The 13,438-nt window shown below is 61.2% G+C and carries 9 protein-coding genes; 3 read left to right on the top strand and 6 right to left on the bottom strand.

Features of this window, described 5'->3' with window-relative positions; genetic code table 11:
- The first annotated feature begins 8 nt into the window (after nt 1-8).
- From JN756_RS15810 to copD, 3 genes are all read left to right on the top strand, one after another.
- The gene (locus tag JN756_RS15810) at nt 9-893 is read left to right on the top strand and encodes a copper resistance protein B (RefSeq protein WP_057004128.1); all 885 of its coding nucleotides are present in this window, start codon (nt 9-11) and stop codon (nt 891-893) included.
- Nucleotides 894-971: 78 nt separating this feature from the next.
- The gene (gene copC / locus JN756_RS15805) at nt 972-1,358 is read left to right on the top strand and encodes a copper homeostasis periplasmic binding protein CopC (protein WP_057004127.1); all 387 of its coding nucleotides are present in this window, start codon (nt 972-974) and stop codon (nt 1,356-1,358) included.
- Between the two features lie 3 nt (nt 1,359-1,361).
- A complete protein-coding gene (copD, locus tag JN756_RS15800) occupies nt 1,362-2,306 on the top strand; it encodes a copper homeostasis membrane protein CopD (protein ID WP_057004126.1) in 945 nt (314 codons plus the stop codon).
- A 153-nt stretch (nt 2,307-2,459) separates the two neighbouring features.
- On the opposite strand, the gene JN756_RS15795 is transcribed toward copD, so the two are convergent.
- The 6 genes from JN756_RS15795 to tssK all read right to left on the bottom strand — a co-directional run bounded on the left by JN756_RS15795 (nt 2,460) and on the right by tssK (nt 13,390).
- The gene (locus JN756_RS15795; RefSeq protein WP_057004125.1) at nt 2,460-3,332 is read right to left on the bottom strand and encodes an ADP-polyphosphate phosphotransferase; all 873 of its coding nucleotides are present in this window, start codon (nt 3,330-3,332) and stop codon (nt 2,460-2,462) included.
- 250 nt (nt 3,333-3,582) lie between these two features.
- Nucleotides 3,583-4,230 carry a response regulator gene (locus JN756_RS15790; RefSeq protein ID WP_201022263.1) on the bottom strand — a complete coding sequence of 216 codons (648 nt, stop codon included), beginning with the start codon at nt 4,228-4,230 and terminating at the stop codon, nt 3,583-3,585.
- On the bottom strand, nt 4,223-7,402 hold the full coding sequence (locus JN756_RS15785; protein ID WP_236255121.1) for a response regulator: 3,180 nt from the start codon (nt 7,400-7,402) through the stop codon (nt 4,223-4,225). The genes JN756_RS15790 and JN756_RS15785 overlap by 8 nt, the downstream gene beginning before the upstream one ends.
- The gene (locus JN756_RS15780; RefSeq protein WP_046383452.1) at nt 7,402-11,343 is read right to left on the bottom strand and encodes a type VI secretion protein IcmF/TssM N-terminal domain-containing protein; all 3,942 of its coding nucleotides are present in this window, start codon (nt 11,341-11,343) and stop codon (nt 7,402-7,404) included. The genes JN756_RS15785 and JN756_RS15780 overlap by 1 nt, the downstream gene beginning before the upstream one ends.
- The gene (locus JN756_RS15775; protein ID WP_128191425.1) at nt 11,343-12,011 is read right to left on the bottom strand and encodes a DotU family type IV/VI secretion system protein; all 669 of its coding nucleotides are present in this window, start codon (nt 12,009-12,011) and stop codon (nt 11,343-11,345) included. The genes JN756_RS15780 and JN756_RS15775 overlap by 1 nt, the downstream gene beginning before the upstream one ends.
- The gene (gene tssK, locus JN756_RS15770) at nt 12,008-13,390 is read right to left on the bottom strand and encodes a type VI secretion system baseplate subunit TssK (protein WP_017849110.1); all 1,383 of its coding nucleotides are present in this window, start codon (nt 13,388-13,390) and stop codon (nt 12,008-12,010) included. The genes JN756_RS15775 and tssK overlap by 4 nt, the downstream gene beginning before the upstream one ends.
- Nucleotides 13,391-13,438: the final 48 nt, after the last annotated feature.

The raw sequence follows: 13,438 nt of genomic DNA, 5'->3' as shown, positions 1-13,438 counted from the left end.
AGCCAGACATGAACTTCGATAGAACCGCTAAACCGCTACTCGCCGGCCTGGCCATCCTCGGGATGGGTGTCATGACGCTTGCTTATGGGCAGACCGAGCCCATGCAAGGTATGGACGGCAACCAGATGCAGGAGATGGATCACTCCCAGATGCAGGGTATGAAACCCGCAGCGCCCCAGCAAAGCCGTACACCCATTCCGGCGCTCACCGATGCCGATCGCGCGGCGGTGTTTGAAAGCCATGCCGGCCACCAGATGCACGACAGCGCCATCAACTCATTTTTCCTGATCGATCAACTCGAATGGCAAGACGCTGACAAGGGCAGCGCATTACGTTGGGAAGCCAACGGCTGGATTGGCGGCGACACGGATCGTCTCTGGCTGCGTACCGAAGGCGAGCGAACCAATGGCGTGACCGAAAGCGCTGAGCTTCAGGCACTCTGGGGACACGCCGTCAGTCCCTGGTGGGACGTGGTCAGTGGTGTGCGACAAGACTTCAAACCTGGCGCACCGCAGACCTGGGCGGCGCTGGGGCTGCAAGGCATGGCGCTCTACGACTTTGAAACTCAAGCCACCGCTTACCTGGGCGAGGCCGGCCAGACCGCGCTGCGGCTCAAGGGTGACTACGACATTTTGCTGACCAACCGTTTGATTCTGCAACCCACTGCGGAAATCAACCTCTATGGCAAAAACGACCCGCAACGGGCCACAGGCTCAGGGCTGTCGGACACCGAGGTCGGCCTGAGACTGCGCTATGAAATACGCCGCGAGTTCGCACCTTACATCGGCGTGACCTGGAACCGCGCCTACGGCAAAACGGCAGATTACCGCCTCGAAGAAGGCGAAGACCAGAGCGATACGCGCTTTGTCGTCGGTGTGCGAATGTGGTTCTAAACCTGACCGAAAGATACATCCCTACATCCATTCTAACAGTAACACCCCACCCACGGCCCAGGCCGTCAGGAGCCTTGCATGTCATCGTTTAAAGCCCTCGGTGTTGTCGCTGCACTCAGCATCGGTTTGTTGTTGAGCACTGCCGCCCAGGCGCATCCAAAATTACTGTCCTCCACCCCGGTCGATGGCGCCACCGTGGCTGCACCGGCAAAAATCGAACTGAGTTTCTCGGAAAAGCTCACCACCCAGTTTTCCGGCGCGAAACTGATCATGACCGAAATGCCGGGCATGTCCGCCCACTCCCCCATGGGTGTCAAAGCGAGTGTCGCGGGTAGCGACGATCCGAAAATGATGGTCATCACTCCGGCAGCGCCGCTCACACCTGGCACATACAAGGTCGAGTGGAGGGCGGTTTCTTCCGATACCCACCCGATCACAGGTACCGTGACCTTTAAAGTCAAGTGATCCATGGACGACTCCATCTACATTAGCCTTCGCTTCGCGCTCTATATCGACTTGATGCTGCTCTTCGGGCTGGCACTGTTTGGCCTGTACAGTCTCAGAGGAAAGGAACGTGCAGACGGTGCCGTGTTGAATTTTGGGTCGTTGCTGGTGGGAACTGCCCTTATCGGCATACTGCTATCGATGGTGGCCATGCTACAGATGGCCAAGACGATGAGCGGCGTGTCCAGCGTCATGGAGCTGCATCACCACATCCTGCAGATGATGTTGATGGACACTGACGTCGGGTTGACCTGGATGGTTCGGATAGCCTCATTGACCTTGGCGGTCATCGCCGCGACTCTCAATCGACGAAGCCCGGCATTGAGCCTCTGGCTGGCCACATTGTGTGGGGCCATCGCCCTCGCGACGCTCGCCTGGACGGGACATGGCGCCATGGATGAAGGAAGTCGACGCTACCTGCACTTCACCAGCGATATTGTCCATCTTCTGGGTGCAGGCAGTTGGTTGGGCGCTCTCGCTGCATTTGCGCTGTTATTGCGCTCAACCAACCTCACAGGCGATCTGCAGATACGGTTGCTGGCTCGAACGCTGACTGGTTTCGAATCAGCGGGGACGCTTATCGTCGCAACCCTGACTATCACCGGGATCGTCAACTATCTGATGGTTGTCGGGCCAGCATTCGAGACATTGACCTCCAGCACGTATGGGGCCCTGCTGTCTTTGAAGGTCTTCTTGTTCGCGGGGATGCTGGTATTTGCGGCGGTAAACCGCTTTCACCTGAGCCCGCTGCTTGAGCGATCCATTCAGGCAGATACTCACACCGTCGCGATCAACGCTTTACGGCGCAGCATGATTCTAGAGTTCTCGGTCGCGGTGATCATTATGGGCCTGGTTGCCTGGCTCGGCACACTCAGCCCAGAGATGGAGATGTCCGCTGAGTCCCCATGAAGTGAATGACGAGCGACCAGCTCCGGGACAAACCACACTGCTCAATTCTAAGCCTGCCAAGTTCTGCCAGATTTTCAACCAGGTCCCAAAGCATGTTTTTTGAACTGGCATCTATCAGCCTCTCACGCATACTGATAAAGCGGCACCGTTCATTCATTCTTCCAGAAGCTGCTTGCGGATATCCAGCAGTTCTTGGTGACGCTCCTCACTGGTCTTTGGATATGACATTTTCAGCCCATCCAGCACATCTGAAAATATCTGAGATACGATCAGTCGGGCATTTTTCTTGTCATCGGCAGGCACAACATACCAAGGCGTCTCAGTCGTGCTCGTTGCACTAAGGCATTTTTCGTAGGCCTGCATATAGTCTTTCCAATACTTGCGTTCCTCGATATCCGCAGCACTGAATTTCCAGTTTTTTTCCGGCTTGTCGATGCGGTCCAGGAAGCGTTTTCGTTGCTCTTCTTTCGACAGATGGAGAAAAAATTTGATGATGCGTGTTCCGTTACCTGACAGGTGGCGCTCCAAATTGGAGATTGAACGATATCGCTCCCGCCAGACAGTACTATTGTTTTCAAGAGCATCCGGGAGGCCCTCGCTTCGGAGAATTTCCGGATGGACACGGGCTATCAGTACCTCCTCGTAGTACGACCGATTGAATATGCCAATCTGTCCGCGTCCCGGTAGGTTGCGTGTGGTTCGCCATAGAAAGTCGTGCTCCAACTCAGCCGCGCTGGGATGCTTGAAGCTGAACACCTGGCAACCTTGCGGATTCACACCTGACATCACATGCTTGATGGCACCGTCTTTTCCTGCGGCATCCATCGCCTGGAAAATCAGCAGAATGGCATGGCGATTGGACGCGTAAAGCAGCTGCTGCTGCGCGCTCAGTTGCGCAACATGCGTTGTCAGAAGCTGGCGATATTGCTGTTTTGACTTGTAGAAAGGTTCCACCTTGGTCGGCCACTTATGGAGATTGACCTCGTCGCCTTCCCGCACTCTAAAATCCGCCGAGTTTATTTTCATATTCCGCCTTTCGGTGCCGCTGGCGCGGTGACTGGTTGTCTTGAAGCTGCATTGGCAACTCGCCATCTGATCAATGCAACCTTCAAAGTGTCGTTCAGGATTAGACAGGAGACTAGCGCATAACCGAATAATGCGATCACCCGCCTTCCGCGCAATACGCTGGGCCTGGTGATCAACGCCCTGCCCCTTCGCAGGCCTGCCCCACCCTACCCCATCGGCCCGCGACCACTGAGCAAGAGCACAACGCCGGTTATTGATCCTCTCCAAGCAGACCTAGCCGATAAGCCCACTGGGTCATATCGGCAGCGTTGTGTGCGTCCAGTTTCTTCATCAGGTTGAGCCGATGAGTCTCTACGGTTTTGAGGCCGATACACAAGATCTCGGCAACGTCGCGATTACGTGCGCCTTCGGCGACCAGCTTCAAGACCTGGCGTTCTCGCCCGGTCAGGCCGACACCGCTGGCCGTGTGTGCAGCGCCGCGTAGTGCCATGACTTGAGCGGCATCGAGACCGGCATCGATATAGATTCTCCCCGCGCGCACCTGGGCGATCGCCTGGAGCAAATCCTCCCGGCGGCTTCGCTTGAGCACATAGCCGACCGCGCCGGCCTCCAGCGCCAGCGCGGCGTTATGCTCGGAGACCGTGGAAGTCAGGGCGATGATCAGGATGGCCGGCCAGCGCCTGGCGATCAGGGTCAGGGCCGAGACGCCATCGAGCAACGGCATATTCAGGTCCATCAACACCAGATCGGGTTGCAAGGCGCGGCACATGGCGACGGCCTGCTGACCGTCTTCAGCCTCGCCAGCCACGTTCAGCTCAGGCACATCGGCCAGCAGCGCACATAACCCTTCGCGAATCATCGCGTGGTCATCCACCAGCAGTAAACGGCACTCAGGCATCGTCAGGGTTTCCAGTTTTTTCAGAGGGGCCGGGCTGACGCGCAGCCAGGGTCAGACCATGCATTTCCAGTTGCAACAGCGCAGCGACCATCGTGGCGGTATCCGCGTCAGCGGCGGCCCGCTCCATCAGCGCAGCCGACGCCTCCAACGCTGCTTCAGCGAACTGCCCGGCACTCCCCTTGAGGCTATGGGCGATACGCGCAGCTTCGGCATGATCGACCTGCGCGACCGCCTCCTTGAGCCGAACCAGCAAGGCCTGGCAGTCCGCCATGAACAAGCGCTGCAGACGAGGTGCGCGGAGTGGATCTTGTTCCTGGAGAGGCGTCAGCGGCGGCACGGTCCGTGCCAGTCTCGGTGCGGTGGGCTCTACGCTGCGCAACTCCATCCCGCGTGCCTGCTGGCGCACAATCACCTGCGTGATCGCATCGAACAGCTGCGTCGGTAGCACGGGCTTGGCGAGATAGTCATTGGCGCCGGCTTCGATGAAACGTTCCCGGTCACCGCTCATGGCATTGGCGGTCAAGGCGATGACGTAAACATCCTCATCCAGCACTGGGCGCTGCCCCGAACGCAATTGACGAACCGCCTCCATGCCATCCATTCGTGGCATTTGCCCGTCCATCAAGACCGCATCGAAGATCTTCCGCCCGAGTATTTCCAGGGCCTCGACACCGTCGCGGGCATGAGCGACGCGATGGCCGAAACGCTCCAGGAACAACTGCGTAATCTCGCGATTGGTGGCGATGTCATCAACCACCAGGACATCCAGGCTGACGTCATGCCGCTCCAGGCTGCGCAGCGGCGAGGCTGTTTCGCAGAGCGTCGGCGTTGCGCCGCTCTGCACCTCGCACAAGGTGCGATAGAAATGCTGGCGACGCAGTGGCCTGACAACGCACGCAGCCAGGCCATGGGCGCGCAGTTCATCGGCGGACGGCAGTGATTCGACCTGCGAGGCCATCAGCACGATACGCGCGGTTGCCAACGCCGGGGCTGCACGACACAGGTCGGCGAACTCGACACCATCGACCCGCGGTAGGCGCCAATTGACCAATACCAAGTCGAACCGGACACCCAATTGCGCCTGCTCGTGCATCAGGCTCAGTGCTTCTTCGGCAGACGCCGCTTCCTGGCACAGCATCTGCCACTGGCCGAGCATCTCCATCAATGCCCCGCGCTCATCGGCGTGCTCATCCACCACCAGGGTCCGCAGCCCCCACAACCTCGGGGCGTCGGCCGCGCGCGCCGGGCACTGCGGCAAGGGCAAGGTCAGTGCAAAGGTCGAACCCACTTCCGGTTGGCTGTGCAACGCGATACCGCCGCCCATCAAGCCGGCCAGACGCTGGCTGATGGACAAGCCCAACCCGGTACCGCCGTAGTTTCGGGTGGTGGAGGCATCGGCCTGCAAAAACGCCTCAAACACCGAGCGCTGTGCGGATGGCGCGATACCGATGCCGGTATCGATCACCTGAAATCCGAGCAGGTCGCCATCCCCCCGCCAGACCAGCAGGCGAATCGAGCCGCTGGCCGTGAACTTGACCGCGTTACTCAGCAGATTGAGCAGAATCTGCCGCAGTCGCCACGGATCGCCGATCACCTGCCCCGGTACATCGGTGGCGATATGGCAGATCATGCGCAGGCCCTTTTCCGCTGCGCGCGGCGCCAACAGTTCGGTGACATCTTCCAGCACTTCGGTCAGATCGAACTCGACCTGCTCGATATTCAGGTTGCCCGATTCGATTTTGGAAAAGTCCAGGATGTCGCTGATCAGCGCCAGCAAGGCTTCGGAGTGCTCACGGATGGCCGTGACAAAATGTTGTTGTTGCGCCGTGAGCAACGTATCCGCCAGCAAGTGATTCATGCCGATGACCGCGTTCATCGGGGTACGGATCTCGTGACTCATATTGGCCAGGAACTGCCCCTTGAGTTGGTTGGCCTGGTTGGCCATATCCCGGGCGCCCTGTAGTTCCTGGGTGCGGACCTCCACCAGGTGCTCCAGCCCGGCCTGCTCGGCCTGCAATGCATCGAGCAAGCGGTTGTACGCCCTGGCGAAGCGTCCCAGCTCATCGGTGCGTGCCTCTGGCAAACGACGCGACAGGTCGTCGCCGCGAGCGGTCTCTTCGATTTCCCGCGCAAACCGGGCCAGCGGCTGCGCCAACTCGCGATGCAACACCCAGAGCAAACCAAGGGCCAGCAGGATAAAGCCGACAATCGCAAAAGGTACCTCGGCAAGAATCAGGCCCAACGCGCCGGCGCGCAGTTGCGCTTGCGGATACAGCGTCAACAGATACCAATCCGGTTGTGGCAGGTGAGCGACGATCATCGGCGTGTCGGCGTCGAAGCGGCCGATCTGCGGGAAGCCGACTGCGGCAGGCAAATCCGCGATCAGTTGCTTGAGCCTGTCGTGGGAAACCGCCTCCAACGTATTGCCGGAAAGGTCGGCAATGCGCTGACCCTGTGCATCCAGCAACAGGCTGGGATAGCCATTGAGCAACTGCCCGATACGGGCCAATCGCTCATCCAGCTTCAGTTCATAGCCGGTCATGAACAATGGCTTGCCCGATGCATCCCGGGCGACCATCGCAACGCTGATCAACTGGCGGCCCAGCAACGGCTCGTAATAGGGGCCGTCCCACACAACCTCGGGCCCACCTGCCGGCAGCCCCTCGAACAGCGCCCGCAAATGGGTCGCCCGGGCCTGGGCGAAGCCCGAAGGAATATCGACTTGCGTGGAAAAAGCCGCCCCCGCGTCGGGAAAATAGAAAAACGTATCGACGGTCATCGCCTGGCCGGCCGTGCCGAATGCTTCGGCTGCGGAAGCGGCGCGGGCCAACCGCTCAGTGGCGGCGGCAGTGTCCGTGGCGCCCTGCCCGGGCGGGTTGAGCACCCAATGCAGGGTGCTGCGCTGGAAAATGTTGCTGCCGAACTCGTTTACCGCGCCGCCGTTCCAGCGTGACATGAGTCGTCTGGCGCCCTCCTCCGCATCGCGAAAATCGTCATTGTCGACACTGGAGAGCAGCGCCAGGCGCTGGCTGAGATCGTCCAGCGCCTTGCCTTGCAGCTGTTCATACGTGCGCCAGGCGCTAAGCCCAGCGGCCACGCACCAACTCAACGCCAGCACCAGCGCCAACACACAGGTAATGCGCAGCGCCAGTGACGCGCGCCACCCCTTCATCACAGGTCGACCTTACTGGCGGCCGCACTGTCGAGTGTGGCCGCCACGCCCATTTTGCGCACAATATCGCGGATCGCCCGTTGCGCAGCCGCGTCGTCACGCAGCGCCACCACCAGCAACCGCGTCACCTTGTCACCCGTTATCGCCTGCGTGGCTTCGCGCCGGCTGGTCAAGCCGAGGATACGCAGCTGTTCCTCAAGGTTCTTCAAGCGCGTCTCGTTGCCATAGGTGCCAAGATCCAAGCGCAGCCCTTCACCTGCCGACAGCCCCGTTACCACGGGCCGGGGCGTCCAGCACCAGGCAATCTGGGTCGGCGGTTGAATACTCGCGACCCCCTGTTCGACCGGTGAACCGAGGGCAGCCAGCCGCACATTCGTCGCGGCGGCCTGGGTATCCATCGCTGCCAACTGTTCGGCGGTGGCACTCAAGCGTGCATCGATGAGGTTGGCCTCGCGCTGCATTTGGTCGGCCTGGTCGTACTTGTCCAGCAACACCTGTTCGCCTTCCTGGCGGTACGTCAGTTGGATGCCGATGAGATTCTCACTGCCCATCAAATTGCGCTGGCCGGGGAAATCGTCGGCGCTGAAGGTGTGTTGCCCACCGTTGAACAGCCGCAGGAAGTCCACGAACGCGCGGTCTCCGGTCCAGTGCCGGGTCAGCTTGAAGTTGGCGAAGCTGATCTCCAGGGCGACATCGGCACAGGCCCCCGGCGCCCAGACGAAGCTGGCGCTGGTGGGGAAGTTGAAGTTGTCCAGTACCGTCGAACGGCCACTGCATTGCAGCGTCAGGCGCGTCTGCTGGGGCAGCGAACGGGCACCAAGGTTGACCTGCGACGGCGCGGCGGACAATTCCACCACCGCCGCGGTGGCCTGCAGTATGGCGATGCTCTGCTTGAGCTCCGCCCGTTGCGCCACAAGGCCTTTTTGCTCGGCTTCCAGTGCCTGTCGGCTTTGCTGCTCCGTGGCCTGCTGGGCCTGACTCTGTCGCTCGGCACCGAGCAGATCGTTGCGCGCATGCTGCATGCGGCTGACATAGGCGTAGAACGCACCGGTCAGCGGAATTTGCACACCCAGCGCCTCCCGTCCGCTGTAGCGCTGCACATCGCGTTGCACGAAGGTTTTCACCGCTCCGCTCATAAAGGCCGGCAGTTGACCACGCTCGCCGTACAGCAACTCGTTGAGCATGACCGGGTCCTGCACGCCCTGAATCGAGCTGAGCAACTGCCCGCTCCAGTCGCCTTGCAGGCGGCAGGCCGCCACTTCGGCGGCGTAATGCGAGGAGAAATCCAACTGGCCGGTGGCCAACGCCCAGACCGCATCTTCACGCGGGTCCGGTCCCTTCAGCGCCTGGATCAAGGCGCTGCGCACGCTGTCGGCTTCCCAGAGCGGTGCGGACTTCACCGAAGGATCGGCGCCGAAGCCCCACGTCTCCACGGCCACCTGGAACGCTTGTGCGTCGCTTTTCTGCAGATCGGCCACCACACCTTTCATCAACTGTTGGAACCTGGCCAAGGCACGGGCTTGGGTCAACTCGTCGCGCAAGCCGTTGACGCCACTCTCGATCGAACCGCCACTGGCCACGCCCTTGAGCATATCGCCGCCCAGGGCATTGGTGATTTTCAGACTGCCCAGCGCCCCCGCTTCGGCATGCAGATCGTTGTTACTGGCCAGTTCAAGCAAACGATCGAGCGACACCGCGCGGCTCGCCCAAGGTGCCCGCTGCTCGGGCGGGATCAAGGCAAACCGTTCGGCACTGCGATGCAACAGCTTCAGGAACGGATCATTGGGCGTACCGACCACACTCAGGGCCAATTGCCAGTCACTGCGCGTCTTCAAGCGTGTCTGTGCACTGAGCAGGCTGCCCTGGATAAACCGATACCAGGCGTCCTGGGTATCGCTTTGGTACTGATCGAGGAATTTCACCCGCTGTGTCTTCCACAACGCGCTGTCACGGCTGGCGAGGCCGAGTTCATCCATGAACGCAAAAATCGCGCTGTGCCCTTGCAACGTATAGGCACCGGAAAGACTCAACCCCGGGTTATCGCTATCGCTCCAGTACTCCGTCAGCCGGATCGGTTGCAGATTGCCCTGCAGTTCCGCCCAGGCTTTCAGCCACGTCAGGGGGCGTCCTTCAAGCCCCATGCTCTCCAGCTGGCCCAGCAAGGCGGCGCGTTGGCCCTGCATCTGCGCCATATCGGTTTGCCACTCCAGATAGGAGCGATAGCTGCTCCCCAGGGTGACCAGTTGCCCGGCGCTGGTCGCTTCCTTGGAACCGTAGGTCAGGTTCAGGAAACCCACCTCGGAACCCGGCAGCGGCAAGTTATCCATCGACTGGTTATTCAGGCGGGCATCGAGCAGGTTGATCCGGCGCACGAGGAATTCGGCATAAGCGGCAATCAGCCGTGGATCGCCGCTGTTCAACGCGCCGCGCAGGTTCTGCGAAATGAAACCATCGAATACCGGCGTGCGTATTTCGCTGTCGAACAACCTCACGTAGTCAGAGCGGTAGTGCTCCTGGACCTGTTCGATATGGCGTGAGAACGGCAGCAAACCATGCCATCCGCCCTGCTGCTGGTCAGATAAGCTGATCAACGCTTGGCGAAACCGACGCAGCGCATCCAGATCGCTCTCCAGCCCACCGTTGAAGTCCTCGGCCGCTGGCGGCTCGTCCAGCGCGTCGGTGAGCACGGCTTGAGTGTGGTGGTCGGCATACACCAGCAATGCGCCAAAGCCGATACACAGCCCCAGCCAGCCGATGACTGCGGCGTGGGCCAACAGCCTGCGCCAGCGATGCCAGCTATCGATGGGCTGATAGGCGTGGCGTTGCGCAGGCAAAAGCCTGCCCAGCAACTCATGACTGAACCAGCCTTCGCTTGTGCCGTCTGCCTCTTGCCCTTGCGCGGTCAGGAACAGCCCGCAGAGCAGCGGCAACTCGCTGTAGGGGTTGGCGTCAAACGCGGGTAACAGCAGATGCTGGAGACGCGAGCGCAGTTCAACGATGCGCTCCGGCAGGCTGAAAGCTTCTTCATCCGGCAGGCCACGCACGCCCAACTCGATGCGCAGGTCGAACAGACGCTGGCCAAGCCCGCTGAACATCTCTTCGAGAAACACCTGCGCCGCCCCCGTGCGCTGTTGGCTGAGCAGGCCAAACGGTTGCTCGCGTTGTGGCGGCGTGAGAGCGCAAGCCCATTGAGTGAAGCCCGGCAAGGCTTCGGCACCGGTAATGATGAAATACACCGGCAGACGGGCACCAAAGACCTTCACCAGATCATCCAGGCGGCGGCGCAGATTGTGTCCCTGCTCGGCCAGGCGCGCATCGGAGTCGCTCAACAAGCGCTGGCAGTCGATCACCAGCAGTACACCGTTGAGGGGTTCGCGGCGCCGCGAACGCAGCAGCCAGTACAGCAACCGTCGCCATTCCGGGCCGGCGTCGCTGTTGCCCTCCGCCATGCGGCCGGCGGGGTCAATGATCACGCCACGCTCAAGGAACCACCAATCCAGAGTGCCAGTCGAGGCCGCCGGCTTTCCACCGCGGGTCGAACGCAAGGCCGAGGTCAGCCCGCTGTTGCCCAGCAACCGCCGGGTGCCGCTGCCACTCTCGCCCAGCGTCAGGAACCAGGGCAGCACATACAACGGTGAACCCAATCGACTCAGGCGCGACTGGCGCAACATCTGCACGCCGCTGTTCCAGTCCTGATCAAGCGCCGGCGCTTCATCGCGACGACTCTGGGGCAACTCGCTGTTCATCCGGCGACGCAAGCGCCAGGCATACCAGCGTCGCCCGACCCCGCGCAGGCAAAAAACCACCAACAGCGTCACGATGCAAATCAGCGGCACGTACCACAATGGCCAGCTTTTGTAGAGCGCCAGGCCCCAGAGCAATAGCACGATGCACGCCAGCAGCAGCACCCAGAGCAACAACACCCCTGCTTTCTTCAACATCAGCGCATCTCCAGCAATTGGCTGACTTGTCGACCCAGCGAGAGATCGAAACTGATGTAAAGCACGGTCAACAGAATCAACGGCACCCCGATCAGCAACAGCAGCGAAAGACCGGGCAAGCCCCGGCGCACCACACGCAGGCGCGTTGGCAGGTGGTCCTCGGGTTGTTCGAAGAGATGGCTGTTGGCGTCCAGCGGCACCATCTGCCGATCGAGAATGATCCGCTCAAGGCAAAGCCGGCGGTATTGCATCAGTTCACCACCCGGGCGGGTCGCGTAACGCCCCTGGAAACCGCCGAGCAAGGCCAGGCCGAAGACCTCGCGGGCACCGACCGCCGCCTCGGGCAAAGCCTCCAGGCGTTGGAAGAACTCGACACCGGCACGACTGGTGGAAAAATAGTGGCGCTGCAACGGCGCCCGCCGCCATTCGGCCGCCCCGGGCCATTCGCCGGACATGGCCGCTTCGTCGATCCAGGCGACCACCGCGAACAGCGCCTCGCGCACTTCGGCTTCGGCAAAGTGCAGCTCGCGGGCCCGATTGGCGGCGCCATCGAGCAGCACGATGAGCGCCGGCGCAAGCGTCTCATAGGACTGTGCCGGATCAACGAAGCCGCGCTTGGCAGCCTCGAAACTCGACATCCAGCAGTCAGCCAGGCGGGGATTGATCATGTGCGAACCACCACCAGGTCGATACTCAGGTCAGCCGGCGGCTGGGGCAGGAAGAACGCCGCCTGACGCTCCTGCTGCAGCGTTTCCCAACCCTCGCTCAGCGTTTCCAGGCGGAAGTACAACGCGCCGGCCACCCGCGGCAAGCCCTGGGGCGGAACCTGCAGATAGATCAACTCAACCCCGGGCAACGCGCGGTTGACCAGGCCTTGCATGACGCTGAGAGCTCCCAGCTTGCCATCCAACGGTAGGCACTCGGCCAGCCACACCGGATCGACCAGACTGCGCGCCACCAGATAGTAACGATGCCGCGCGCCGAAAAACGCGTCCGGCAATGGGGCCTGATAAAACCCTTCCTGCAGTTGCAGGTGGACCAGCAACTCTGAGCCAATGCTGATCTCATTGAGCTGCTGGCCGATCAGGGCCACCAGTGCAATCGTCGCCGCGCCCGCGTCCTCATGCTTGTAGGCCGGCACCAACAGACGGCCATCCGGGGTTTCGCCGAGCATGTCGCAGACATCGGAAAACAGACTCAACTCACCAACAAGTTGGCGCAGGGTGCCGTAAAGCTGCCATGGCGACACCTGCGGGGTTTCCAGCAAATGCGTCAGCAACGGGCCATAGCGATTCAGTACCGCCAGGGCCATCAGGTGGTTGACCTGGGCCGCGTCGAGATCGCCCCGCCGCGACTCCCCCGGCTGCTTGTACACCGACAACTGCCGCGCCCGGCCGACCAGTTCGTCGCGGACTTCGCGCAAGGTTTGCAGGAGCATCGGCGATGCCGCCAGATTGACCGACGGCGGCACGTAGCGTTGGGCCGGCCGGAGGCGATCACCGTCTAGCTCAAGCCGTGCAATCGGCAGCAGCTCGTAGGCGCTCAGATGCTCCAGCTCATCGTCCCAGAACAGCCGCAACACATAGGACATGGGGCGCACCCGCGCTTCCGGGGAGTCGCCGAGACGGTCACCGATCACTTCCGGATCGGCCGCCACGATAAAGCGCGCTTCGGCCCGGGACCCCGCCGACAGTGTCTCGAACACCTGCGCGTTGGCGTCGCCCGGCAGCAAGCGGCGTAGCCCCACAAACAGCGTGCGGCCGCCACTGAATTCGCCGAGGTCAAGGGTGCGCGACTCCAGCATCGCATTGCCCGGATATTCGGCCAGCGTGCCTTCGGCAAAGCGCACCGACAATTGCTCCAGCAGGCACTGTTTGGCAACCAGCGCGGGCTCGTTGATCTTCAGCGAGATCAAACCCCACGGGTACGGATGGTTCAACTCTGTGGTCCGGGTCAGACGATGCTCGATACGCGCATCGTTCTGTTGAAAATGCTGAGGCTGGAGGAACAAGCCCTGGTGCCAATACAACAACTGATCGATATTCATAGGGCTCGGTTTCAGGCAAAAAATTGAAAAAGCGTGGCCACTGCAACG

It is taken from the genome of Pseudomonas sp. Y39-6 (genome assembly GCF_023651955.1).
Classification (GTDB): domain Bacteria; phylum Pseudomonadota; class Gammaproteobacteria; order Pseudomonadales; family Pseudomonadaceae; genus Aquipseudomonas; species Aquipseudomonas veronii.
The sequence above is the reverse complement of the archived record's forward strand: the minus strand, read 5'-3'. Positions and strand labels throughout refer to the sequence as shown.